This is a genomic window from Ruminococcus sp. AF31-8BH, from assembly GCF_003460605.1.
GTDB classification, from domain to species: Bacteria; Bacillota; Clostridia; order Lachnospirales; family Lachnospiraceae; genus Blautia_A; species Blautia_A acetigignens.
On record NZ_QTVN01000010.1, the window covers coordinates 2,501 to 26,878 of the forward strand.

Annotated in this window: 22 protein-coding genes and 1 pseudogene (1 of these 23 running past the window's edge); 4 read left to right on the forward strand and 19 right to left on the reverse strand. The window is 45.9% G+C overall.

Annotation, left to right across the window (positions count from 1 at the left end; translation table 11 throughout):
• The 4 genes from DWZ38_RS13140 to DWZ38_RS13155 form a co-directional block, all read right to left on the reverse strand.
• Positions 1-55: the start of a TetR/AcrR family transcriptional regulator C-terminal domain-containing protein gene (locus DWZ38_RS13140; protein WP_021925034.1), read on the reverse strand. The gene continues 524 nt to the left of window position 1, outside the view; only the first 55 of its 579 coding nucleotides appear in the window; it begins with the start codon at positions 53-55; the stop codon falls past the left edge of the window.
• Between the two features lie 212 nt (positions 56-267).
• Complete coding sequence (gene nifJ / locus DWZ38_RS13145) at positions 268-3,807, reverse strand: pyruvate:ferredoxin (flavodoxin) oxidoreductase (protein ID WP_117853371.1); 3,540 nt, start codon at positions 3,805-3,807, stop codon at positions 268-270.
• Positions 3,808-4,020: 213 nt separating this feature from the next.
• Entirely contained in the window at positions 4,021-4,434 is a 414-nt protein-coding gene (locus DWZ38_RS13150; protein ID WP_021924614.1) for an Rrf2 family transcriptional regulator, read from the reverse strand.
• Between the two features lie 194 nt (positions 4,435-4,628).
• Positions 4,629-5,183: a shikimate kinase gene (locus DWZ38_RS13155; RefSeq protein WP_243000261.1), complete on the reverse strand. Its 555-nt coding sequence runs from the start codon at positions 5,181-5,183 to the stop codon at positions 4,629-4,631.
• 250 nt (positions 5,184-5,433) lie between these two features.
• Here DWZ38_RS13155 and DWZ38_RS13160 point away from each other — a divergent pair, with 250 nt between their 5' ends.
• Positions 5,434-7,074: an ATP-binding cassette domain-containing protein gene (locus DWZ38_RS13160; protein WP_021924616.1), complete on the forward strand. Its 1,641-nt coding sequence runs from the start codon at positions 5,434-5,436 to the stop codon at positions 7,072-7,074.
• A 99-nt stretch (positions 7,075-7,173) separates the two neighbouring features.
• Here DWZ38_RS13160 and DWZ38_RS13165 read toward each other — a convergent pair whose 3' ends face one another.
• The 4 genes from DWZ38_RS13165 to DWZ38_RS13180 all read right to left on the reverse strand — a co-directional run bounded on the left by DWZ38_RS13165 (position 7,174) and on the right by DWZ38_RS13180 (position 10,527).
• Entirely contained in the window at positions 7,174-7,992 is an 819-nt protein-coding gene (locus tag DWZ38_RS13165; protein WP_021924617.1) for a hypothetical protein, read from the reverse strand.
• Between the two features lie 144 nt (positions 7,993-8,136).
• Complete coding sequence (gene ybaK / locus DWZ38_RS13170) at positions 8,137-8,622, reverse strand: Cys-tRNA(Pro) deacylase (protein ID WP_021924618.1); 486 nt, start codon at positions 8,620-8,622, stop codon at positions 8,137-8,139.
• A gap of 174 nt (positions 8,623-8,796) precedes the next feature.
• On the reverse strand, positions 8,797-9,807 hold the full coding sequence (locus DWZ38_RS13175; RefSeq protein WP_117853374.1) for a GGGtGRT protein: 1,011 nt from the start codon (positions 9,805-9,807) through the stop codon (positions 8,797-8,799).
• 27 nt (positions 9,808-9,834) lie between these two features.
• Positions 9,835-10,527 carry an iron-sulfur cluster assembly scaffold protein gene (locus DWZ38_RS13180; protein WP_117853377.1) on the reverse strand — a complete coding sequence of 231 codons (693 nt, stop codon included), beginning with the start codon at positions 10,525-10,527 and terminating at the stop codon, positions 9,835-9,837.
• A gap of 212 nt (positions 10,528-10,739) precedes the next feature.
• On the opposite strand from DWZ38_RS13180, the gene DWZ38_RS13185 reads away from it, so the two are divergent.
• Positions 10,740-11,483 carry a TraX family protein gene (locus DWZ38_RS13185; protein WP_117853379.1) on the forward strand — a complete coding sequence of 248 codons (744 nt, stop codon included), beginning with the start codon at positions 10,740-10,742 and terminating at the stop codon, positions 11,481-11,483.
• 220 nt (positions 11,484-11,703) lie between these two features.
• Here the strand turns inward: DWZ38_RS13185 and DWZ38_RS13190 are convergent, their stop codons facing one another.
• The 10 genes from DWZ38_RS13190 to DWZ38_RS13235 all read right to left on the reverse strand — a co-directional run bounded on the left by DWZ38_RS13190 (position 11,704) and on the right by DWZ38_RS13235 (position 22,620).
• Positions 11,704-12,372: a UDP-N-acetylglucosamine pyrophosphorylase gene (locus DWZ38_RS13190; protein ID WP_117853382.1), complete on the reverse strand. Its 669-nt coding sequence runs from the start codon at positions 12,370-12,372 to the stop codon at positions 11,704-11,706.
• A 19-nt stretch (positions 12,373-12,391) separates the two neighbouring features.
• The gene (locus DWZ38_RS13195; protein ID WP_117853384.1) at positions 12,392-14,458 is read right to left on the reverse strand and encodes a DNA topoisomerase; all 2,067 of its coding nucleotides are present in this window, start codon (positions 14,456-14,458) and stop codon (positions 12,392-12,394) included.
• Between the two features lies 1 nt (position 14,459).
• On the reverse strand, positions 14,460-15,215 hold the full coding sequence (locus DWZ38_RS13200; RefSeq protein ID WP_021926799.1) for a formate/nitrite transporter family protein: 756 nt from the start codon (positions 15,213-15,215) through the stop codon (positions 14,460-14,462).
• Between the two features lie 89 nt (positions 15,216-15,304).
• Positions 15,305-16,420: a selenide, water dikinase SelD gene (selD, locus tag DWZ38_RS13205; protein WP_117853386.1), complete on the reverse strand. Its 1,116-nt coding sequence runs from the start codon at positions 16,418-16,420 to the stop codon at positions 15,305-15,307.
• Positions 16,421-16,597: 177 nt separating this feature from the next.
• Complete coding sequence (gene asd / locus DWZ38_RS13210; RefSeq protein ID WP_021926797.1) at positions 16,598-17,683, reverse strand: aspartate-semialdehyde dehydrogenase; 1,086 nt, start codon at positions 17,681-17,683, stop codon at positions 16,598-16,600.
• Between the two features lie 180 nt (positions 17,684-17,863).
• Entirely contained in the window at positions 17,864-19,243 is a 1,380-nt protein-coding gene (gene argH, locus DWZ38_RS13215; protein ID WP_117853388.1) for an argininosuccinate lyase, read from the reverse strand.
• A 97-nt stretch (positions 19,244-19,340) separates the two neighbouring features.
• Positions 19,341-20,015: an epoxyqueuosine reductase QueH gene (locus DWZ38_RS13220; RefSeq protein ID WP_117853390.1), complete on the reverse strand. Its 675-nt coding sequence runs from the start codon at positions 20,013-20,015 to the stop codon at positions 19,341-19,343.
• Entirely contained in the window at positions 19,984-20,865 is an 882-nt protein-coding gene (gene asd, locus DWZ38_RS13225; RefSeq protein ID WP_021926794.1) for an archaetidylserine decarboxylase, read from the reverse strand. The genes DWZ38_RS13220 and asd (DWZ38_RS13225) overlap by 32 nt, the downstream gene beginning before the upstream one ends.
• A gap of 57 nt (positions 20,866-20,922) precedes the next feature.
• The gene (locus DWZ38_RS13230; RefSeq protein WP_021926793.1) at positions 20,923-21,579 is read right to left on the reverse strand and encodes a CDP-alcohol phosphatidyltransferase family protein; all 657 of its coding nucleotides are present in this window, start codon (positions 21,577-21,579) and stop codon (positions 20,923-20,925) included.
• A gap of 24 nt (positions 21,580-21,603) precedes the next feature.
• The gene (locus tag DWZ38_RS13235; RefSeq protein ID WP_021926792.1) at positions 21,604-22,620 is read right to left on the reverse strand and encodes a lysylphosphatidylglycerol synthase transmembrane domain-containing protein; all 1,017 of its coding nucleotides are present in this window, start codon (positions 22,618-22,620) and stop codon (positions 21,604-21,606) included.
• A 172-nt stretch (positions 22,621-22,792) separates the two neighbouring features.
• Here DWZ38_RS13235 and DWZ38_RS13240 point away from each other — a divergent pair, with 172 nt between their 5' ends.
• Together DWZ38_RS13240 and DWZ38_RS23560 are read left to right on the forward strand one after the other, a co-directional pair.
• Positions 22,793-23,560 carry an ABC transporter ATP-binding protein gene (locus DWZ38_RS13240; protein ID WP_021926791.1) on the forward strand — a complete coding sequence of 256 codons (768 nt, stop codon included), beginning with the start codon at positions 22,793-22,795 and terminating at the stop codon, positions 23,558-23,560.
• 181 nt (positions 23,561-23,741) lie between these two features.
• Positions 23,742-24,188: pseudogene (locus tag DWZ38_RS23560) on the forward strand (ABC transporter permease subunit); the annotation flags it as partial.
• A 34-nt stretch (positions 24,189-24,222) separates the two neighbouring features.
• Here DWZ38_RS23560 and DWZ38_RS23135 read toward each other — a convergent pair.
• On the reverse strand, positions 24,223-24,345 hold the full coding sequence (locus DWZ38_RS23135; protein WP_278309154.1) for a hypothetical protein: 123 nt from the start codon (positions 24,343-24,345) through the stop codon (positions 24,223-24,225).
• Between the last annotated feature and the right edge of the window lie 33 nt (positions 24,346-24,378).

A 24,378-nucleotide genomic window follows, 5' to 3' on the forward strand; every position in this document is an offset into this window, starting at 1 on the left:
TTTCTTCCAAAAGCTGCCAAAAGGTAGCAACAATTGCATGTTTTGTTCGATTCATCTTTGCCCTCCTATTTTTTATATTATACAGAAAAAACCTCCTTCACACAATTGTATATCAAGCTTTTCAGAAGCCAAACCTTATAGAATAACAAGAAAAGCCTGCAATACCACCCTTTCAGGAGGTATCGCAGGCTTCCTTTACGCTACGACACGATAAGCACTATGTGCTTATACTATATATTTATAATGCGGACTTGCCGCGGGTGATTCTTATTCCTCTGTTCCGTACAGAGTGATCAGCTTCTGCAGATACTCATATCTTGCCTTAGCCTCAGACTGGTTCTTAGCGAACAGTCTTGCAGCCTTCTCAGGATTCTGACGCTGTAAGGAGTTGTAACGAACCTCACCATTTAAGAATTCCTGATAATCTGTCATATCCGGTGCTTTGGAATCAAGGCTGAACTTGCTTCCTTCTGCAGCAGGATTGAAGCGGAAGTTGTGCCAGTATCCACACTTAACAGCCAGCTCTTCCTCTGTCTGAGCTTTGGACATACCCTTCTTGATACCATGGTTGATACATGGAGCGTATGCGATGATAAGTGATGGTCCCGGATAAGCCTCTGCCTCTGCAATTGCCTTAATAGCCTGGTTGAAGTCAGCTCCCATGGAGATCTGAGCAACATATACATAGCCATAGCTCATTGCGATAGAAGCCATATCTTTCTTCTTGGTCTCTTTACCGCCAGCTGCGAACTGTGCGATTGCACCTGTAGGTGTAGACTTGGAAGACTGTCCGCCTGTGTTGGAATAAACCTCTGTATCGAATACCATAACGTTGATATCACGTCCGCTTGCGAGAACATGGTCAACACCGCCGAATCCGATATCGTAAGCCCATCCGTCACCACCGAAGATCCACTGGGATTTCTTAGCGAGGAAGTCTTTCTGTGTAAGGATGTCTTTTGCCTTGTCACATCCGCATGCCTCAAGAGCTGCAACCAGTTTCTCAGTTGCTGCACCGTTGGTAGCGCCGCAAGCGAAGGTATCCAGCCATTCCTGACCAGCAGCCTTAACGTCTTCGTTATTTCCGTTAGCTACAGCATCTTCAACCTTTGCTTTCAGACCATCACGAATAGCCTTCTGAGCAAGAAGCATACCATAACCAAACTCAGCGTTATCCTCGAATAAGGAGTTGCCCCATGCAGGACCCTGGCCCTTAGCATTTACGGTATATGGTGTAGAAGGTGAGGAGTTACCCCAGATAGAGGAGCATCCTGTAGCGTTTGCAATGTACATTCTGTCACCGAACAGCTGGGTGATCAGTTTTGCGTAAGGTGTCTCACCACATCCAGCACAAGCTCCTGAGAACTCAAGAAGCGGCTGTTTGAACTGGCTTCCCTTAACAGTTGTCTCTTTGAATTTTGCGATAACGTCTTCTTTAACCGGAAGAGTTACACCGTAATCAAAGTATTTCTGCTCTCCCATGTTTGCTTCAAGGTTTTCCATAGCAAGTGCCTTAGCACCCTTCTTACCTGGGCAAACGTTCGCACAGGAACCACATCCTGTACAGTCAAGAGCGGATACAGTCATAGTGAACTGATACTCTTTCATACCAGTCATTGGTAATGTCTTGATTCCCTCTGGAGCATTTGCAGCCTCATCAGCTGTAAGAGCTACCGGACGGATAACTGCGTGCGGGCAGACATAAGCACATCTGTTACACTGGATACAGTTCTCCGGATTCCATACAGGGATATTTACAGCGATACCACGTTTCTCGTATGCAGCAGCACCGGATGGTGTAGTACCGTCAACATAATCTTTGAATGCGGATACAGGCAGTGTGTTACCTTCCTGAGCATTAACCTTAGCCTGGATGTTGTTAACGAAATCAACAACTTCCTGACGTCCCTCTGTAGCGTGGGTCATGTGCAGACCTTCGTCAGCAGCATCTTTCCAGCTCTCCGGAACCTGGATCTCAACAACCTGCTTAGCACCAGCATCGATAGCTGCCCAGTTCTTCTGAACAACGTCATCACCTTTACGTCCGTATGTTGCTTTCGCAGCAGCCTTCATCAGCTCGATAGCCTGATCCTCCGGAATGATTCCGGTAAGTTTGAAGAATGCGGACTGAAGGATTGTGTTGATACGTGTTGGTCCCATGCCAGTCTCGATACCGATCTTAACACCGTCGATGGTGTAGAACTTGATACCGTGGTTAGCGATGAATGCCTTAACCTGTCCTGGAAGATGTTTCTCAAGGCCTTCCATATCCCAAGCACAGTTCAGAAGGAATGTACCGCCGTCAACTAACTCCTGTACCATGTTGTATTTATTAACATAGGAAGGATTGTGACATGCTACGAAGTTTGCTTTGTGGATCAGATAGGTAGACTTGATCGGTTTCTTACCAAAACGAAGGTGGGACATTGTAACACCACCGGACTTCTTGGAGTCATAATCAAAGTATGCCTGAGCGTACATATCTGTATTGTCACCGATGATCTTGATGGAGTTCTTGTTAGCACCTACAGTACCGTCAGCACCAAGTCCCCAGAACTTACAGTTTGTAGTTCCCTCTGGAGTAGTTACAAGCGGAGCGCCTGTCTCAAGGGAAAGGTTAGTAACATCATCCACGATACCAAGAGTGAATTTCTCTTTCTCAGTATTGTCATATACAGCTACGATCTGAGCCGGTGTTGTGTCCTTGGAACCAAGTCCGTAACGTCCGGTGAAGATCTTAACGCCGTCAAATTTGCTGTTCTTAAGTGCAGCAACAACATCAAGATACAGAGGCTCGCCCTGAGCTCCTGGCTCTTTTGTTCTGTCAAGAACTGTGATCTGTTTTACTGTCTCAGGAATAGCATCGATCAGAGCCTGTGCGCAGAATGGTCTGTAAAGACGAACTTTTACAACACCAACTTTTCTGCCGGCTGCCATTAAGTAGTCGATTGTCTCCTCGATTGTATCGTTTACAGAACCCATAGCTACGATAACGTGCTCTGCGTCTGCTGCTCCATAGTAGTTGAACAGCTTGTAATCGGTACCGATCTTAGCGTTAACTTTGTCCATGTACTCCTGTACGACTGCCGGAAGAGCATCGTAGTACGGGTTACATGCTTCTCTTGCCTGGAAGAAGATATCCGGGTTCTGAGCGGAACCTCTCTGACATGGATGATTTGGATTCAGTGCGTGATCACGGAATGCCTGGATAGCGTCCATGTCTGCCATATCTTTCAGGTCTTCATAATCCCATGTCTCGATCTTCTGGATCTCGTGGGATGTACGGAATCCATCGAAGAAGTTGATGAATGGAACTTTACCCTTGATTGCTGCAAGGTGTGCTACTGGAGTAAGGTCCATAACTTCCTGTACGGAAGACTCGCACAGCATTGCGCAGCCGGTCTGACGACAGGCCATAACGTCGGAATGATCTCCGAAAATGGAAAGTGCGTGGGAAGCAAGTGCACGAGCGGATACGTTGAATACGCCCGGAAGCTGCTCACCAGCGATCTTGTAAAGGTTCGGGATCATCAGTAACAGACCCTGGGATGCTGTATAGGTAGTAGTAAGGGCACCAGCTGCAAGAGATCCGTGTACTGCACCAGCAGCACCAGCCTCAGACTGCATCTCTGTTACCTGTACTTCCTGTCCAAAGATGTTCTTTCTTCCCTGGGTTGCCCACTCGTCTGTAGCTTCAGCCATAACAGATGAAGGGGTGATCGGGTAAATTGCAGCTACATCAGAAAAAGCGTATGATGCATGAGCGGCTGCATGGTTACCATCCATGGTTTTCATCTTTCTTGCCATAGTTTGTTTTTCCTCCTTAAAGGTATGTTGAAAATAATATCTCTAGACACATCGTGTCTAAAAGTCCATATAACATTATAGCATAATCTTCCATTGATGTCCATTTTGTTTTTTGTACATTATCACATACAAAAAACGGTCATGAGGGAAAATCTCATGGCCGCTTCTGGCTTTAGCAGATATCCTGCTGCCAAAGCATTTATTCACTTCTTTTTAATTCTCCGGAGCAAAAACCTCCTGAAGATTCTTTCTTTTGAGCATTTTCCAAACACCCTGCTGAATCTCACAGAGCTCCCTGTGCATATAGCAGGGAAGGTGATCTCCCCTTCCATCTACCGGACATTCGTAACCGGATGCCATGCACTCAATGATAAACAGATCAGGGTCAATGGCACTGTACACATCGAATAATGTCAGCTCCGTCATAGATTTATTCATGGCATATCCGCCATGTACACCGCGGTATCCTTTTACAATGCCTGCTTTCTGAAGTTTCTTAAGGATCTTGTAGGCAAAGGGTGCGGTAATGGATTCCTTCTCACAGATTTCATTAACGCTAAGGCGGGTTTCCGCTGACAGTGCCCGAAGAACTCTTGCTGCATAATCGCATTCTCTCGTAATAAACATATCTGTAACCTTTCTCCTTACTGGACACGAATCATAATAAGATGTTAGGGTTAAAAAGTATTCTGGCCCTGACATCATAATAAAAAATGTATACTGTCCTTATGTGGTCTTCTTCCCCCAAAAACTTCCTAAAGTATAACAATTATTCTTACAATTTTCAACTGTTATTTAATTTTTTTAACATTTATTTCACGTTATTTTGTATTATCGTTAATTTCAAGACGTTCCTTTATTTCCTGGCAGATCTCTTTTGCGGTGCGTCCGTCGGTTTTCACTATGATGTCTGCGGCTGCTTCATATTTCGGTCTTCTGGCCTCCATCAGCTGTTCTATGTACTGGGGATTCATGTTTTTTTCCAGGAGGGGACGGTTGTGGCTGCCCTTTACCCTCTCGTAAACGGTCTGAGGGGTGGCGGTAAGAAGCACAATGGTTCCGTTCTTCTTCATTTCCTCTACGTTGCACTGGCGCATTACGGTACCGCCGCCGCAGGAAACTACAATGTTGTCCATGTGGGAGATTCTCTTCACAAGCTCTGTCTCCAGATTGCGGAAAGTTTCCTCGCCTTTTTGCGCAAAAATATCAGGAATGCTCATTCCCTGTTCCTGGACGATCTGCTCGTCCATCTCTATTTTCCGAAGGCCGCACAGCTGGTGCAGGCAGTTTAAAATGGTGCTTTTGCCGGTTCCCATAAATCCGGTCAGATAGATCTGTCTTTTCGGCATATCTTTTCCCTCTCTGTATTTCCTCATGGAAAAGCTTCCTAGCAAAGTTTTTCCACGTAAATTTTGATATTCCAGATATTATAGCAGTGGTTTTTTTCTTTGTAAAGAGCCTTATTGGGCTGCCGTCCCCTGTTTTAGCGTGTTTCTGCTACAAAACAGCGAAAAAACCAGAAATAATTGTTGCATATTTGCCAGTTTACGATAAAATGAAAATCGGCTATACTTATTATTATGTGTGTTCATTTCATAAGGATGACTTATTTAATAGGAGGATAATATGATTTCAGCAAACAATATTACTTTGCGAGTTGGAAAGAAAGCTCTTTTCGAAGATGTAAATATCAAATTTACAGAGGGGAACTGTTACGGCCTGATCGGTGCCAACGGCGCAGGAAAGTCTACTTTCCTGAAGATCCTTTCCGGCCAGCTTGAGCCGACTAAGGGTGACATCGTGATCACACCGGGACAGCGTCTCTCTTTCTTGCAGCAGGACCACTTTAAATATGATGCTTATACGGTTCTTGATACCGTTATCATGGGTAACCTTCGTCTCTACGAGATCATGAAAGAGAAGGAAGCCATCTATGCCAAAGAAGACTTCACCGATGAGGACGGAATCCGCGCCAGCGAGCTGGAGGGCGAATTTGCAGAAATGAACGGATGGGAAGCAGAGTCTGACGCTGCTACCCTTCTGAACGGTCTTGGAATTGACACGGAATTCCACTATGCGCAGATGGCTGACCTTACAGGAAGCATGAAGGTCAAGGTTCTTCTTGCACAGGCCCTTTTCGGAAATCCGGATATCCTGCTTCTTGACGAGCCCACCAACCATCTGGACCTTCCGGCTATTGAGTGGCTTGAGGAGTTCCTGATCAACTTTGACAATACCGTTATCGTAGTTTCCCATGACCGTTACTTCCTGAACAAGGTTTGTACACAGACTGCAGATATCGACTATGGCAAGATCCAGCTGTACGCAGGTAACTATGACTTCTGGTATGAGTCCAGCCAGCTGCTGATCAAGCAGATGAAGGAAGCCAACAAAAAGAAAGAGGAGAAGATCAAGGAGCTGCAGGAATTTATTTCCAGATTCAGTGCCAACGCTTCCAAATCCAAGCAGGCAACCTCCCGTAAGAGAGCCCTTGAGAAAATCCAGCTGGATGACATGCGTCCTTCCAGCCGTAAATATCCATACATCGACTTCCGTCCTAACCGTGAGATTGGAAACGAAGTTCTTATGGTGGAGAATCTTTCCAAGACCATTGACGGCGTGAAGGTTCTGGATAACATTTCCTTTACTCTTGGCCGTGAGGATAAGGTTGCTTTCGTTGGTGCAAATGAGCAGGCCATTACCACTTTCTTTAAGATCATTACTGGCGAGATGGAGCCGGATGAAGGAAATTACAAGTGGGGAATCACAACTACTCAGGCTTATTTCCCCAAAGATAATACCAAGGAATTCGATAATGACCTTACCATTACAGACTGGCTGACCCAGTATTCTGAGATCAAGGATGCCACTTATGTGCGTGGATTCCTTGGACGTATGCTTTTCCCGGGCGAGGACGGCGTGAAGCGTGTGCGCGTGCTTTCCGGTGGTGAGAAGGTTCGCTGCCTTCTTTCCAAGATGATGATCTCCGGTGCCAATATCCTGATTCTGGATGAGCCGACCAACCATCTGGATATGGAGTCTATCACAGCACTGAACAACGGTCTGATCAAGTTCCCAGGTGTGATCCTGTTTACTTCTCATGACCACCAGTTTGTTCAGACAACTGCAAACCGTATTATGGAGATTCTGCCAAACGGTACTATGATCGATAAGATCACCACTTATGACGAGTATCTGGCTAGCGATGAGATGGCTAAGAAGCGTCATGTATTTGAGATTAATGAGGAGGATGCACAGGATAACTAAGAGATGGGATTCCTGTGAATCTGCCATATAAAAAATAGGACGGTGTACAGATTTGTACGCCGTCCTATTTTTATAAATCTTCAATTGTATGTGACAAAATCAGGATGCTCTTCTTTTTTCTCCTGTTACTTTCAGATAATCGGATGGATAATAGTATGTGATCGTACCTCTCTTGGTAATCATATCTCCAGTGTAGGCTACACCCTTGGAATTTGCAGGGATCAGGCAGGAATAATACCTGGTAGAGCCATAGGCAGATGCATAAGAGCGGTTTTTCTTCATGGTACGTTTATTATTTACATATCTTCTGAAATACATATATTTGTCCTTGAAATCATACCGCTCAAAAGCATTCTTGTTCAGATTTCTCTGCATAACCACAGTGGAATTTCCGGAAATGATCAGCGGTAAGGTTGTGATGTTGCTGCCGGTACCCTTCAGCCAAAGCTTTCTGCCTTTTGTAACCTTCTGAGATTTCAACGGGCTGTGGTTTTTCATAATGCTTTTCTTAATTTTGACATTGGATTTCCTGGAAGTCGCTACCACACGGATTTCTACAGTACCCGAATTCGCTTTCACGCATGCGATGATTCCACGGTTCGCACTGCGGTTCGCCTTAAAATAAGTGGAATTGGTGATGCTGGATTTCTTGCGGCAGTCTTTCATGGCCATAGCTTCCGTGCCATACGCATACACAATATCATATCTCGCACCGGATGTTTTCGGAATCACCTGCAGCTCATATTTACTGATCGCATTTCCACTGATGTTCTCATTTACAATATGAAGGCAGTTTCCTTTCTGAACAGTAGCTGTGAATGTCTTCCTGGCTGCCGATACTGGTATAGCGCTCATCATAGTCATCACCGCAACCGCTGCTCCAAGCAGCCATTTCTTAATTCTTTTTCCTTCTTTCATAAATCCTCCTTGCCGCCCTTCGGGCTGACTATTTACATTGACAGGTAAGAGTTGTTTTCGGACACGTCTTCGTGTCTGCCGTTTTTATTTATGGATATTCTAGCATACTCTTTCCCTGTTTTTGTAAATTGGGATTACTTGGGATTACTCTTCCCTGGCTGTAATGTTGGCTAATTTTCCACCGGTTACTTTCAGAAGATCTTCTACCGGAACTTTCAGGGTCAGTCCGATTCTTCCGCCGCTCACATAAATTTCCTGGAAATTGCCTGCGGATGCGTCAAAAACGGTGGGAAACGGCTTCTTCATTCCAATGGGGCTGCAGCCGCCTCGAACGTAGCCGGTGATCTTGGTGATATCTTTTACATGGATCATATCTACCGTCTTCTCTCCCACTGCCTTGGCTGCGGCTTTTCGGTCCACTTCTTTTTCAATGGGGACTACAAAGACATAGTATCCGCCGCTTTTGCCCTCCATCACCAGAGTTTTAAAGGACTGGTCATAGGGCGCACCTGTAATGTCCGCGCAGTGGATTCCGTCAATAAATTCATCGCACTCATAGCTAAGTGCTTCATACTTTACTTTCTGTCTGTCAAGCATTCTCATTGCATTTGTTTTTGCTTCTTTTGCCATTCTGGGTCAACCTCCTGTTGTGTATTGGCATACTAATCATAATATGGCATGAGTGTCAAAAGGTCGATTTGATGATCTTTTAACTGCCTGGGAATATTCACAAAACAAAAGCACCTCCAATTTTGTTGAAAGTGCTTTGTTTTATCAGATAGTATTTATCCTCTTATTCAATTATCAGAACTTACCAGCCTTAGCAGCTTCCTCAACGGAAACAGCTACAGCAACAGTAGCACCAACCATCGGGTTGTTACCCATTCCGATAAGACCCATCATCTCAACGTGAGCCGGTACGGAAGAGGATCCTGCGAACTGTGCGTCAGAATGCATACGTCCCATTGTATCTGTCATACCATAGGAAGCAGGACCTGCTGCCATGTTGTCCGGGTGAAGAGTACGTCCTGTACCACCGCCGGAAGCAACAGAGAAGTATTTCTTACCCTGCTCGATACATTCTTTCTTGTATGTACCTGCAACCGGATGCTGGAAACGGGTTGGGTTAGTGGAGTTACCTGTAATGGAAACACCAACATTCTCATGATGCATGATAGCAACACCTTCCTGAACGTCATCTGCACCGTAGCATTTAACAGTAGCACGAAGTCCGTTGGAGTATGGCTTCTCATAAACAACATTTAATTTTGCTTCTTTGTAATCATACTTTGTCTCAACATATGTAAATCCGTTAATACGGGAAATGATCTGAGCAGCGTCTTTTCCAAGACCGTTCAGGATAACACGTAATGGTTTCTGACGTACTTTGTTTGCTTTCTCAGCGATACCGATCGCGCCCTCAGCAGCTGCGAAGGACTCATGTCCGGCTAAGAAGCAGAAGCACTCTGTCTCTTCCTCAAGAAGCATTTTACCAAGGTTACCATGTCCAAGACCTACTTTTCTGTGGTCAGCAACGGATCCAGGAATACAGAAAGCCTGAAGTCCTTCACCGATTGCAGCAGCAGCGTCAGAAGCTTTTCTGCAGCCTTTTTTGATTGCGATTGCAGCGCCTACTAAGTAAGCCCATGCAGCATTCTCAAAGCAGATCGGCTGAATCTTCTTAACCTGCTCGTAAACATCAAGACCAGCGTCTTTTGTGATTTTCTCAGCTTCTTCGATGGAGCTGATTCCATAGCTATTTAATACAGAATTGATCTGGTCAATTCTTCTCTCATATCCTTCAAATAATGCCATTTCTGTTCGTCTCCTTTCGCTTGTGGCTTACTCTTGTCTCGGGTCGATAATCTTAACAGCATCAGCTACACGGCCATACTGACCTTTTGCTTTTTCCCATGCAGTGTTAGGATCATCACCTTTTTTGATAAAGTCAGTCATTTTTCCAAGAGAAACGAACTGATATCCGATTACTTCGTTGTCTTCGTCAAGAGCGATACCTGTTACATAGCCCTCTGCCATTTCCAGATAACGAACTCCTTTTTCCTTGGTAGCGTACATTGTACCAACCTGGGAACGAAGGCCTTTTCCAAGGTCCTCAAGACCTGCACCTACAGCAAGACCGTCATCAGAGAAAGCACTCTGAGTACGTCCGTAAACGATCTGAAGGAACAGTTCTCTCATTGCTGTATTGATAGCATCACAGACAAGGTCTGTATTTAAAGCCTCAAGAATGGTTTTGCCCTGAAGAACCTCTGCTGCCATAGCTGCAGAATGTGTCATACCTGAACATCCGATTGTCTCTACAAGGGCTTCCTCGATTACACCGTTCTTAACATTTAAGGACAGCTTACAAGCACCCTGCTGAGGAGCACACCAGCCTACACCATGTGTAAAACCAGAGATATCTTCAATTTTTTTTGCATGGACCCACTGGCCTTCTTCCGGAATCGGAGCTGGCTCATGTTTTGCGCCCTTAGCTACTGGGCACATGTTTTCAACTTCCTTAGTGTAAATCATTTTAAGACTCCTTTCAGTGTTGATTACTTAATCGTTGTTAAAGACCTAACAACCTAGTGTTATTTTCTCACAAAATCCTCAATTCGTCTAGTCATATTTTGCAAAATTTACGAAAAAGTTGTCGGTACTGTTTAAAGGACTTCTATTGTGCAGTTTGCGGTTTCGTGTTAAAATATTCAAATATCTAATAAATTTCATTTACCGGAGGAACCATGACATTACAAACATCCACTTCATTTATTCCTGAAAAATACAGAATTTTAAGCGGAAGCGCCCTGAAGGTGCTGGCTATGGCGATTATGCTTATTGATCACACCGCTTCTTTTCTTCTGCGGTATTATCCGCCAGTCACCAGAGCCTGGTTTCAGATTGGAAGCACCTCCTATTCTTTGTACCGGGTGATGCGGAATGTGGGGAGGGCTGCGTTTCCCATTTTCTGTTTTCTTCTCGTTGAGGGCTTTCTTCATACCCATGACCGTTTTAAATATGGAAGAAATCTTCTGATTTTCGCATGTATTTCCGAGATCCCCTGGAATTTTGCGCAGAACGGCACATTGCTTTTTGCAGACAAGCAGAACGTATTTTTCACACTGTTCCTTGGTTATCTGGCATTCTGTCTTATCGACCGATTTAAAGAAAATCCAACCATGCAGCTTGTAAGCATGTTGGCGCTTCTGGCGGTTTCCTATTTCCTGAAGGCAGATTACGGCTACAAGGGCTATGTTTTCCTGCTGATCATGTTCTGGCTGCACCAGTATAAGCCAGCTCAGGCGCTGATCGGAAGCTGCTGGCTGATTTACGAATGGAAGGCATGCTTTGCTTTTATTTCTCTGAACATGTACAATGGCAGACGTGGCTTCATAAGAGGAAAATGGGCGAAATATTTCTTCTATGCATTTTACCCGGTTCATATTGCAATATTAACAATCATACGCAAAAAGTGGTTTGGAATTTAACCGAATCAAGTAAGTCCCCTGCTGGGGTTGCGAAAAGCAATAAGCAGTGGGTGGGGACTTGCTTGTATCAGGAGGAGTGCAGCTTCTTCTGATAAACTGCGGAGCAGTTATTCGGTTATGAGCAAGCAGCGAAGCGGATTGCGAATATCCGCTTGAACGCAATCCCGACAGCCTGCCTATCAACTGCAAGCTGCCGGGATTATTTTTTATTTATCTGATTTCACTGTTTGGTTACAATCTCGTCCTTGTTTTTATAAATACTGTTGGCCGGAACGCAGCCGCGTACCGGGGAAAGTGGATAGATGTTTGTGTTTCTTCCGATTACAGTTCCCGGGTTTAATACAGAACCGCAGCCAACTTCCACGTGATCTGCCAGCATTGCTCCGAATTTTTTAAGTCCGGTCTCAATCTTCTCATCACCGTCTTTTACCACAACAAGCTTCTTGTCAGATTTCACATTGGAACAGATGGAACCAGCTCCCATATGAGATTTATAGCCAAGAACTGCATCCCCCACATAGTTGTAATGCGGCACCTGAACATTATTAAAAAGCACTACATTCTTAAGCTCTGTAGAGTTTCCCACCACGCAGCCTTCTCCCACAAGGGCATTTCCGCGGATAAATGCACAGTGACGAACCTCTGTGTTTTTTCCGATAATAGCCGGCCCGTTAATAAAGGCAGTAGGTGCAACCTTTGCAGTTTTGGCAATCCAGACATTTTCCTCCACACAGTCGTATTCATCCGGGTCAAGTGTCTTGCCAAGCTTCACAATGAAATCACCAATCTCAGGAAGTACTTCCCATGGATAGGTCTTTCCCTCAAAGAGCTCTCCTGCAATCGTCTGGCTCATGTCCAGCATATTTGCAATTGTAAAATCTTTTAACATAATACATATCCTCCTCATTTCATTCTGGTTTTCTGTCCGGCTTTTTCGTGGTCTTCGCCGCAGCAGGCTTCTCCGGCTTCTTATAAAACTGAGCTGCTGCATCAAAAAACTGGCGCAGCGCATACTGGAAGTTGCTGTCCTCCACCTGCTTGGTGCGAAGGCGCACAAAACGCTCCAGCTTGTCCATGTACTCCTGCTCTGTGATAGAACCCTCAGCCACATAGGTAAGACCCTTTTCCCAGCTGGCTGTCAGCTCCGGATTAAGAAGCTGGCGGATGGAGCAGTTCACCACGTCATAGATCATTTCTCCCTGAAGGGTAGGTGTGATCACCTGAGTCTTCTTATTCAGGGAAAGATACTTAATGTTAAACAGCTTTTTCAGGATCTCCGCCCTGGTGGCACTGGTACCGATTCCGCTTCCCTTAATCTGGGAACGCAGATCCTCATCCTCGATCAGCTGTCCGGCATTTTCCATAGCCAAGATCATAGAACCGGAATTATAACGCTTGGGCGGGGAGGTTTCTCCCTCTTTGATACCCAGACCGTTTATGTTCAGTATATCACCCTTTTTCAGTTTCTGCAATGCAGCTAACAAAGCTTCGTCGCAGGAAACCTCCTCGCCTTCTCCCTCAGACGCTTTGCCGACATCTGCAGCCGTTTTTTTCGCAAAGGAATTGGTGGAAATCTTCAGATAACCTTCACTTAACAATACCTTGAAGGAAGAAAAGAAGGATTCATTCTGGATCTTTGTCACAAGGCTTACCTTCTGGTAAACAGCCGGTGGATAAAAAATACTCAGAAAACGTCTCACAATGGTCTCATACACCCGCTGGGCGGTTAGGGAAAGTCCCTTCAGGGCACCAAGCCCCTGTCCGGTGGGAATGATGGCATAGTGGTCTGTGATCTGCTTGTCATTGGTATAACGAGTGTTGGCAATGTTTTTGTAAGTGCCAAGCTCTAACACGCCCTGGACGGCATCTCCTGCCTGGGGATAACTGCGAAGTCCGGAAATATTCTTATAAATCTCCTTGGCTACAGCTGTGGATAAAACCCTGGCGTCGGTTCTTGGGTAAGTCACCAGCTTTTTCTCGTATAGATCCTGCACAATGGAAAGAGTCTCATCCGGACTGATCTTAAACAGTTTGGAGCATACGTTCTGAAGCTCCGCCAGGTTGAATAACAGAGGCGGGTTCTTATTTTCCTTCTTTCGCTCCACCTTTTCCACAATGCACACAAGGGGCTGTTCCCTGCTTAATTCCTGGATCAACCTTTCGGCGTCTTCCTTTTTCTTAAAGCCATTCTCTTTATATAAAACAGGGGATTGGAAATAACGGCTGCCTTCTGCAGCTCTCCACTCTCCCTCAAAGCTTTCTCCCTCAAGAGCAATGCTGCTCATAACTCTGTAAAAAGGGGTTTTCACAAATGCGCGGATCTCACGTTCCCGGCGCACCACCATTCCAAGGACGCAGGTCATGACACGGCCTACGGAAATCGCCTGGTATTTTCCCCCGAGATAATTAGTTACGCTGTTTCCATAGCGTAGGGTCAGAACACGGGAAAAATTAATTCCCATAAGATAATCTTCTTTTGCCCGAAGATAAGCGGCTGCGGCAAGGTTGTCATACTCGGAGATGTCCTTTGCCTCACGGATACCTCGTAGAATTTCCTCTTCTGTCTGGGAGTCGATCCACACACGCTTCTGTGTTTTATTCTTCACTCCCGCCATCTGTGCCACCAGGCGGTAGATATATTCTCCCTCACGCCCGGAGTCTGTACACACGTAAATAGTATCAATATCAGGTCGGTTCAGAAGCCCTTTGACGATCTGGAACTGTTTTTCCACTCCAGGAATCACTTCATACTTAAAATCACGCGGCAAAAAAGGCAGGGTATCTAAACTCCACCTTTTATACTTCAGATCATATTTCTCTGGATAACTCATGGTGACCAGGTGTCCTACACACCAGGTCACCACGCAGGTATCAGATTCCATATAGCCATCCCGTCTTTGTCCGCCGGATTTCAAAGCTTTAGCAAATTCCTGAGCCACGCTGGGCTTCTCTGCTATGTATAAAGCTTTTGACATATTATTTATCTGCACTCATCTTTCTTAATGGCCATGCCAGTAAAAGGGCTCCGCCCACCATATTTCCAATGGTGACAATCAGCATGCTTTTCAGCATAAGACCTACGGAAACGCCGTCTACCAGATTCAGGCTTATTACGAAAATTCCCATGTTTGCAATGCAGTGCTCAAATCCGCTGAAAACGAATGCGGAAATGCACATTACGATCATCAGGAATTTACCTGTTTCACTTTTCAGTTTGATTCCGCAGAGCACACCAAGACATACAAAGAAATTACAAAGTACTGCCCTAAAAAACATCTGACCCATTGGAATGGTCAGCTTGTTGTTGATAAAGCCTGCGAAATAATCACCAGTGCCGGATGCTCCTGCCCATACGAAAAACAGGCCGAACAGTGCACATCCAACAAAGTTGCCAAGGTAGCTCACCAGCCATACCTTGCCTGCATCCCCCCAGGATACGCTCTTGTCATAGGCGCCAAATGCCATTACCAGGTTGTTGCCTGTGAACAGCTCTCCGCCAACTAAGCTGATCAGAAGAACTGCGATGGAAAATACCAGTGCCCCCAGGAATTTCCCCCATGCCGGATCGGATCCTGAGAATACATTTCCCGCAACGTTGCTGTAGATCACGGCTACATCAATAAAGAAGCCAGCCATTACAGCCCGAAGGAAATACTTCAGGAAACTGGTGTTCAGCAGACCGATCTTGTTTTTGGCTGCGTTTGAGACTTTTTGTACATCTTCATAGTTCATGAAAAAACACCTCCGCTTTGTTTTTTCTCATTATAGCACTTTCGTATATTATTCACAATAGATAATGATAAAATTTTATCAATTAAGAGTTATTTCACAAATATCAGATGTTTTTTTTGTAAATCTGTCACTTTTCCTATGATGGCGCAGGGAAGGGACAGGGTGGAAAGTCTCTGGATTGCGGTATGGGCATCGGCAGGGTCTATGCTAAGAAGAAGGCCGCCTGAGGTCTGCGGATCAAAGACAAGGTCTTCGCGGGCTGCAAGCTCAGACAGAGCATCAGCTGTCTGTTCTCCGGATTCTTCCGGAAGGAATTCAGACAGTCTATTGTCCGGATTCTTCCATGCAAATTCACATTCCGTTCCTGCAAATTCCCGGTTGCGGTATGCACCTGCAGGAATCAGTCCCATTGATGCGTAATCAAGAGCGCCTGTCATAATCGGAAGGGCACTCAGGGAAATGGACAGGGTCCGTCCGCTTCCTTTGGCCATTTCCAAGGCATGTCCTGCAAGGCCAAAGCCCGTCACATCTGTGCAGGCGTGAATCTTCAGGTCTGCCACCTGGTCTCTGGCATATTTGTTCAGGGTTGCCATCACAGAAGCCGCATAAGCAGCTTCTTCCTGGGATGCCATCTCTCCCTTCACTGCAGTGGAGAGGATTCCGGTTCCCAGGGGCTTGGTCAGAATCAGGATGTCTCCTGTCCGGGCTCCCACATTTTTCCACATGGAGGCGGGATTTACAAAGCCAGTGACGCAAAGGCCGTATTTGGGCTCTTCGTCCTGAATGGTGTGTCCGCCAGCAAGGGTGGCACCTGCTTCCAATACTTTGTCTGCTCCGCCTCTTAAGATTTCTCCTAAGATTTCCGGGTCCAGGCAGTTTGGAAATGCCGCAATGTTCAGGGCAAGCTTGGGCTCGCCGCCCATGGCGTACACGTCGCTTAATGCGTTGGCTGCTGCGATCTGTCCGAAAGTGTAAGGATCATCCACGATCGGCGTGAAGAAATCTACCGTCTGGATCATGGCCAGCTCATCGGAAATGCGGTATACAGCAGCATCGTCGGAAGACTCGGTTCCAACAAGTAAATTTGGATCATAAAATTTCGGCAGCTTACCCAGAACCTGGGCAAGGGTCCCCGGACCAACTTTCGCCGCTCAGCCGGATGTATGAGAATACTGGGTAAGACGGATTCGCTCTCTGTCGCTCATGGATTCACCTCCCTGATTTTCAAACGTGTTATCTATTCTAACATGAATCCTCAATTACGTAAACGGTCATTTTTTAATTCAGTCGTTTATCCCGTTGAAGCCAAAAAAAAAGAAGAATGCCATCATTTCTGATCGCACTCTCCTGATTTTCTTTTCTTATATCATTCTGACAGCTTCTTATTTCGCCTGGATATATCCCTGAGCCTTCAGTGTCTCAGCGCAGAGAACAGCACCGCCAGCGGCACCTCTTACGGTATTGTGGGAAAGTCCGATAAACTTCCAGTCATATACAGTATCCTCGCGAAGTCTTCCGATAGATACGCCCATTCCATTCTCAAAGTTTACATCCTCTGTAACCTGAGGACGGTTGTCCTCCTCAAGATACTGGATAAACTGCTTCGGTGCGCTTGGAAGGTTCAATTCCTGCGGAACTCCCTTGAATTCAACAAGTGCTTTTACAAGCTGCTCCTTGGTAGGTTTCTTTCTGAATTTCACAAATGCAGCTGCTGTATGGCCGTTCAGAATCGGAACACGGACACACTGGCATGTGATAACAGGCTCTTTCGCCGGAACGATCACGCCGTCCTCAACTTTACCCCAGATACGAAGGGGTTCTTTCTCACTCTTCTCTTCCTCGCCGCCGATGTATGGAATGATGTTGTGTTCCATTTCCGGCCAGTCCTTGAATGTTTTTCCAGCTCCGGAAATTGCCTGGTATGTAGTGGCAACTACTTCATATGGCTCAAATTCCTTCCATGCGGTAAGTGCCGGTGCATAGCTCTGAATGGAGCAGTTTGGCTTTACAGCAATAAATCCGCGCTTTGTTCCAAGGCGCTCCTTCTGATGCTCAATAACCTTGAAATGCTCCGGATTGATTTCCGGGATTACCATCGGAACATCCGGTGTCCATCTGTGGGCACTGTTATTGGAAACAACAGGTGTCTCGGTCTTTGCATATGCTTCCTCAATAGCCTTGATCTCGTCCTTGGACATATCTACAGCAGAGAATACAAAGTCTACAGTTTCTGCAACCTTCTCTACTTCATTTACATTCATAACAACAAGCTTCTTAACAGCCTCCGGCATTGGGGTATCCATTTTCCATCTGCCGCCAACAGCTTCCTCATAGGTCTTACCTGCACTTCTCGGGCTTGCTGCAACAGTCACTACCTCAAACCATGGATGATTCTCTAACAGGGAAATAAATCTCTGTCCTACCATTCCGGTAGCACCTAAAATACCAACTCTAAGCTTTTCACTCATAATATGCTCTCCTCATTCTTTCCTCTGCGTACATGTGTATTTCTATGACATACTATACCATGTATGAGAAAAATGCAAGTACTTTCTTGAATTTTATTGAATTAAAGTGATAAAAAATGAAATTTATTATTTCATGCAAGCCATTTCGGCATAATGGAAATGGCTGAACTGCTGGATTTCTTAATTTTCTTCCAGGTATTTCTTATTACCAGCAATAACTTTCTCCATCACATCCGGTCCCGGTGCACCGAGGGTGATACGCTTCTCCACACAGGTTTTCATGCTGATAGCCTCATAAATATCCTGCTCAAAGACCGGACTGATTTCCTTATATTCCTCAAGTGACAGCTCATCCAGGGAAATTCCCCTGTCAATACATTTGAGCACAAGCTGTCCTACGATTCCATGTGCATCACGGAAAGGAACACCGTGATTCACCAGATAATCTGCTGCATCTGTGGCATTGGTAAAGCCATTCTTTGCGCTGGCTTCCATGTTTGCCTTATTAAACTGCATAGTGGATACCATTCCGGTAAACAGCGCAAGGCAGCCCTTTACTGTGTCAATGGCATCAAAGGTCAGTTCCTTGTCCTCCTGCATATCTTTGTTATATGCAAGGGGAATGCCTTTCATGGTAGTGAGAATAGACATCAGCGCACCGTAAACACGGCCTGTTTTTCCTCTTACCAGCTCTGCAATATCCGGATTCTTCTTCTGCGGCATAATACTGCTTCCGGTGCTGTATGCATCATCAATTTCCACAAAACGATACTCATTGGAATTCCACAAAATGATTTCCTCTGAAAAACGGCTGAGGTGCATCATAATAGTAGAAAGGGCACATAACAGCTCAATGACATAATCTCTGTCAGATACGGAATCCATACTGTTTCTGGTTGGCTCGTCAAAATCCAGAAGCCTGGCGGTATATTCTCTGTCAAGAGGATAGGTAGTTCCTGCAAGGGCACCTGCTCCAAGGGGACAGGTATTCATTCGTCTGCGGATATCAAAAAGACGTCCTCTGTCACGGCGGAACATCTCAAAGTATGCACCCACATGATGTGCCAGGGTTACCGGCTGTGCCTTCTGCAAATGGGTAAAGCCAGGCATATAAGTATGCACATTCTCTTCCATGATCTTCTGAAGAGCCTCAAGAAGTGCCTTCACCTCCTGGTCAATGGCGTCAATCTCATCGCGCACATACAGCTTCATATCCAGCGCCACCTGATCATTACGGCTTCTTCCGGTGTGAAGCTTCTTACCCGGATCTCCGATTCTGTCAATGAGATTGGCCTCCACAAAGCTATGAATATCCTCGTATTCAGATGTGATTGCAAGTCTGCCTGCCTTTACATCTGCAAGGATTCCCTCAAGTCCCTCAAGGATCTTGTCTCTTTCTTCTTCTGTCAGAATGCCCTGTTTGGCAAGCATTTTTACATGTGCCTTACTGCCGCGGATATCCTGCTCATAAAATTTCTGATCAAATGAAATGGACGCATTGAAATTATAAACCAGTTTGTCGGTTTCTTTTGTGAAACGTCCGCCCCAAAGCTGTGCCATATATTTTTCCTCATTTCTTTCTAACTTTACTACATTCAAGTGCTAGTTTAACACACTTTATCTAAATTGCAAAGAGAATTTCCAGGTTTCTTCTACTTTACTGCATTTTAGAGCCACATTCGCATTTTTCCTCTTCTTCCCTTTGTCGCTGCTTTTCCATGCTCTCCCGTTTGGAAAATACACAGCCGCAGTAATTCTGCCTGTACAATCCGTATTCATGGGAAAGCTCAATAGAACGTTTATAGCCGTTTTTCTTTTTAAAATCAGAAGGCAGATGTTCCACCTTGTAAATTTGGGACAGCTCCTGTCCAATCTCATTTATTTTTCCGGCATTTTTCAAAGGACTGATAGAAAGCGTAGTTGTAAAATAATCGTAGCCTCCCTGTTCTGCCAGTCTGGCAGCCTCCTCCATGCGAAGGCGGTAACATCTAAAGCACCGCTCCCCGCCTTCCGGTACATCCTCAAGTCCCCTTGCCATTTCATAAAAATCTTCTGGCTTATATTCTCCCTCTACAAATGCTACCGGATGAACAAATTCCATCTCACTAATCAGGCGTTGAATCTCTGATACTCTTTTTTCGTATTCCTCTTTTGGAGAAATATTGGGATTATAAAAAAATACTGTAACAGAAAAAAACCTGGAAAGATATTCCAGGACGTAACTGCTGCAGGGTGCGCAGCAGGCGTGAAGGAAAAGTCTGGGGACTCTTCCCGCCTTCTGCTGCCCTTCAATTAATTTTTCAAGCTCTTTTTGGTAATTTACATTTGCCAATTCTCTCACCCATTCTTACAATTGTTTCGTAACCGTTCTCTGAATTCTCCACAAGATCCGCATCCAGTCTTACCTTTCCATGCTGAATCAGCAGCACAATAGTGGAACCGCCGAATTCAAAATAACCTTTTTCTTCGCCTTTTTTTACCTGGCAGGCTTCCGGATGCAGGTTGGTGATCTTTCCTACCATCATAGCTCCCACTTCCATCAGCACAAGCGTGCCGAACTGCCCCGTCTTTAATAGGCAGTACTCCCGGGTGTTCTCATGGTAAATGGGATACACCTCATTGGCAGCCGGGTTCACTGTGTGGAAAACCCCAGGAATCTCCACTGCCTGTGATTTCATTCCGTCTGCCGGATAACAGTAATGATGATAATCGTCTACAGTCAGGCGAAGGATCAGGGCATAGCCACCAAGATACCGCTCTGTCAGCTTCTTATTTCCCAGAAGCCGTTCCAGAGTGTAGGGAGTATCTTTAATAAAAAACCGGGAATCACTTCCGATCCGGCTGACTGTCACCTTGCCGTCGCAGGGACTAACCAACACGCTTTCGTCCTCTGCAATCGGACGCTGGCCATCTTTCAGCCGTCTGGTGAAAAAATCATTATAAGAGCGGAAGCTGTCTCTGGTGCACACAGACAGATCAATGCCGTTTCGCTGTACAAATCCCGGCACCATTCCGGCAGAAAACCTGGTATTTAAAAACCAGCCGCCCAGCTTTGTCACAAAGGGCTGCACCAGGATCCGAAGACAAAGCCGACCGCCCCAGTCGTTGTAAAGGTGGCGGAGGAATTTGTCCTGCTCATTCTCTTCTATGGTAATGTTGCCTTTTCTGTCTATATACTTCATAGGTACCTCCCAAACTTCTCTGAAATCAGATAGTTTCTGATCCTGATGCTGAAAATCTTACAGCAAATGGAACATCATGGACAGCGCAAGTGCCACCAGGGCAACCAGGAGGATCACCATAGGATTCTGAGGCTTCTTCACTTTAATGTCACTGATAAAAAGTACGCCGACCACAACCACTGCCACATGGATCACCAGAAGGAAGTTCGCTCCGCAGCCCTTCCGCAGAAGATAAATAAAGGGAAGGATAATCGCCATAGAGGTGATAGGCAGTCCCTGGTAATACTGACGCAGCTCAGAAGTCTCATTCTGGCGCTTCTCTTCCATTACATTAAAGTAGCCAAGACGAATCACGGATGCCACACAGTACAGACACAAAATGATGATTCCAGGAATGCGGTCCATTCCCAGACAGTAGCAGATCAATGCCGGAAATACGCCAAAACATACCACATCGCACAGGGAGTCGATCTGAATTCCGAATTTCTTCTCATCCTCTGTACGGTCCTTCTTGGTCCGCGCGATCTTCCCGTCAAACATATCACAAAGTCCGGACAGTGCCAGACACAAAATTGCAACCTTAAAATCCCCGGCCAGTGCCCTTGTCATGCCAAATACTGAAATTACCAGGCTTATGTAAGTAAGCACCACCGTATAATCATAAAATCCAAGCATATCCTGTTTCTCCTTCTTCAAACGTTCTTCTTCCTTCATAGCAGCAAATCATATCCTTATTTTCTATTTCTGTCTTCCTATGGTCATGTGGGCCACGCAGGTCATCACTGCACTGATCAACATCTGCCCGTAATAGGAAATTCCGCGGCTCAGCAGCATGGACGGCAGCATCAGGCTTCCAAATACGGGAACAAACATCACCATATACAAGGTCTCGCTGATTCCCATGCCTCCCGGCAGAGGAAGCATATCCACAGACACAGAGATCACGGCTTGCAAAATGGTAATCGTCAGGATTCCATAAGAATGAAGTCCCAGGGCACGGTATACCCAGTAGGTCACAGTAAACAAAATGCATCTCTGGACAAAGGTGATCAGAAACACATTCAGGATCACTCTTTTGTGGCTGGCCCAGAATGCTGCAGTCTCGTGGTACTGATCCATGGAAGCCTCCAGCTTCTCAAGTCTGCTCTTCCTTGGCTTCAGAATCCGGATGTGCTCGATAAGCTTCAGCCCCGTTACCATGATCCATTTGGCAAGCCCGGGAGCAAACACCAGTATCATCATAAAAGTGACGCAAAATACATTCAGGCCTACCCCAAGGTAGAACACCCACATGTAATCTCCCAGATAACCACGAAGAAATCCTCCGCCAAACAGGCAGATCACAAGGCCGATCACAACCAGCACCGCCTTGTAGGTGATGGTGACGATCATCAGCACCAGGGTGGTAACCGGAATGGGCAGCTTATCCTTCTTCATATAAAAAATCTGCATAGGCTGTCCGCCGGAGGCAGACGGTGTGATGCAGCTGAAGAAAAATCCTACAAAGGAATACAGTGCACAGTGTCCCATTTTCACACTGGTGCCAAGGGTTCTCATCATATAAAAGATGATCACCGATTCTCCCAGTATAAAAAGCACCACGCACACAATGCTAAGAAGCAGATATCTTGCATCTGCTTCCCTGGCTGTACTGATAATGTCCCCGATATCCTTACCGCGAAATACCAGATACATGGTAAGTCCGAAAACCACAACCAGAAATAAAAGGTTAAAAACCGTTTGCTTCTTACTCATAATATTTTTCTTTCCTGAAATCAAATTATTTCGCTTCACGGGAACCGCGAACTCCGCTTCGCTGCGTTTGCGTAGCGTAATATATTCGTGCTATGCCCGAATATATTACTTCATTATATCATACCCACCACCAAAAGCATATCATAAATTATAGAAAAATGGAGGTTTCGATATGAATCCGCTTCTGGAAGTAAAGGATGTCAGCCTTTCTTACCATAGTCTTTCCGGGGAGACCGCTGCCCTTTCTCATATATCCTTTGATCTGATGCCCCAGGAGTTCCTGGCAATTGTAGGGCCCTCCGGGTGCGGCAAATCCACTTTGCTGAATCTGATCTGCGGACTGCTCCGCGCGGAGCAGGGAACCATTCTTATGGATGGAAAGCCTCTCACAGGCGGCAGCTCCCGCATTGGCTATATGCTGCAAAAAGACCATCTCTTAGAGTGGCGCAGCGTCTATCGCAATGTTCTCCTTGGACTGGAAATACGGGGGGAGCTTACAAAGGAAAAGCTCTCCTATGTAGATGAACTGCTGAAGCTTTATGAACTGGATAAGTTCCGGAACAGCCGTCCAAGCCAGCTCTCCGGCGGCATGCGTCAGCGTGCGGCACTGATCCGTACCCTGGCGTTAAAGCCGGATCTTCTGCTCCTTGATGAGCCCTTCTCGGCACTTGACTACCAGACACGGCTGAATGTAAGTGATGACATTGGAAAAATCCTAAAAAAGCAAAAGAAGCCGGCAATTCTGGTTACTCATGATATTTCCGAAGCCATCAGCATGGCAGACCGGGTACTGATCCTTTCCCGGCGTCCTGCCTCTGTGGTAAAAATCGTTCCCATAGATCTGGATATGGAAGAGCGCACGCCTCTTGCATCAAGAAATGCGCCTGCTTTCAAATCCTATTTCACCTTAATCTGGAAGGAGCTGAATCAGAATGCATGAGCCCTCCCACGCACAAAAAGCATATCTTGCGCGGCAGAAAAGGGACCGTTGTCTTGTTGTTGGTGCAAGGCTTCTGGTCTTTCTTATTTTCCTGGCACAGTGGGAGATCTTCTCACGGCTTGGCTGGATCGATTCCTTTATTTTCAGCAGCCCCTCCATGATCTTCCAGACCTTTGTGAAAATGGCACAGGACCAGTCTCTTTTTGTCCACATTGGCGCTACCTTAAAGGAAACCCTTCTTAGCTTCGCCTTTGTAGTTCTGGCAGGGCTTGGAATCTCCGTTTTACTGTGGAGCTGTCCCCGTCTTGCAAAGGTGCTGGAGCCGTACCTGGTGGTCCTGAACAGCCTGCCAAAGTCCGCCCTGGCGCCTCTTCTCATTGTATGGCTGGGTGCCAGACAGCGCACCATCATTGTGGCCGGAATGTCCGTGGCCATCTTCGGCTGCATCCTGAACCTGTACACAGGCTTCGGGGAAGTGAACCCGGAAAAGCGGAAGCTGATCCGCACTCTCGGCGGGGGCAAAAAGGAGGAGCTTCTGAAAATCGTTCTTCCTTCCTGCATCCCTCTGATCCTTGCAAATATGAAGGTGAACATCGGCCTTTGCCTGGTGGGCGTGATCATCGGGGAATTCATCGGCGCCAGACAGGGACTTGGGTACCTGATCATATATGGCAGTCAGACATTCCAGCAGGTATGCATTCTGAAGCTTTTTCGTATTCTATTTTACACATTTCATCTTTCAAGCTGTTATTTCCAGTTACAGCTGTGTTCTCTTTTCTTTCCACTTCTTATAACGAATCGTTTTCCAATTTTCCTTC

Excerpts from the sequence above, each read along its gene's own strand:
- asd (WP_021926797.1), bottom strand. The coding sequence starts at position 17,683 with ATGAGTGAAAAGCTTAGAGTTGGTATTTTAGGTGCTACCGGAATGGTA.
- ybaK (WP_021924618.1), bottom strand. The coding sequence starts at position 8,622 with ATGGCAAAAGAAGCAAAAACAAATGCAATGAGAATGCTTGACAGACAG.
- DWZ38_RS13175 (WP_117853374.1), bottom strand. The coding sequence starts at position 9,807 with ATGGCATTATTTGAAGGATATGAGAGAAGAATTGACCAGATCAATTCT.
- DWZ38_RS13160 (WP_021924616.1), top strand. The coding sequence starts at position 5,434 with ATGATTTCAGCAAACAATATTACTTTGCGAGTTGGAAAGAAAGCTCTT.
- DWZ38_RS13195 (WP_117853384.1), bottom strand. The coding sequence starts at position 14,458 with ATGTCAAAAGCTTTATACATAGCAGAGAAGCCCAGCGTGGCTCAGGAA.
- argH (WP_117853388.1), bottom strand. The coding sequence starts at position 19,243 with ATGGCACAGCTTTGGGGCGGACGTTTCACAAAAGAAACCGACAAACTG.
- DWZ38_RS13185 (WP_117853379.1), top strand. The coding sequence starts at position 10,740 with ATGACATTACAAACATCCACTTCATTTATTCCTGAAAAATACAGAATT.
- DWZ38_RS13150 (WP_021924614.1), bottom strand. The coding sequence starts at position 4,434 with ATGTTTATTACGAGAGAATGCGATTATGCAGCAAGAGTTCTTCGGGCA.
- DWZ38_RS13230 (WP_021926793.1), bottom strand. The coding sequence starts at position 21,579 with ATGAAGGAAGAAGAACGTTTGAAGAAGGAGAAACAGGATATGCTTGGA.
- DWZ38_RS13235 (WP_021926792.1), bottom strand. The coding sequence starts at position 22,620 with ATGAGTAAGAAGCAAACGGTTTTTAACCTTTTATTTCTGGTTGTGGTT.
- DWZ38_RS13180 (WP_117853377.1), bottom strand. The coding sequence starts at position 10,527 with ATGATTTACACTAAGGAAGTTGAAAACATGTGCCCAGTAGCTAAGGGC.
- DWZ38_RS13155 (WP_243000261.1), bottom strand. The coding sequence starts at position 5,183 with ATGAGGAAATACAGAGAGGGAAAAGATATGCCGAAAAGACAGATCTAT.
- nifJ (WP_117853371.1), bottom strand. The coding sequence starts at position 3,807 with ATGGCAAGAAAGATGAAAACCATGGATGGTAACCATGCAGCCGCTCAT.
- asd (WP_021926794.1), bottom strand. The coding sequence starts at position 20,865 with ATGAAGTATATAGACAGAAAAGGCAACATTACCATAGAAGAGAATGAG.
- DWZ38_RS13165 (WP_021924617.1), bottom strand. The coding sequence starts at position 7,992 with ATGAAAGAAGGAAAAAGAATTAAGAAATGGCTGCTTGGAGCAGCGGTT.
- DWZ38_RS13190 (WP_117853382.1), bottom strand. The coding sequence starts at position 12,372 with ATGTTAAAAGATTTTACAATTGCAAATATGCTGGACATGAGCCAGACG.
- DWZ38_RS13240 (WP_021926791.1), top strand. The coding sequence starts at position 22,793 with ATGAATCCGCTTCTGGAAGTAAAGGATGTCAGCCTTTCTTACCATAGT.
- DWZ38_RS13200 (WP_021926799.1), bottom strand. The coding sequence starts at position 15,215 with ATGAACTATGAAGATGTACAAAAAGTCTCAAACGCAGCCAAAAACAAG.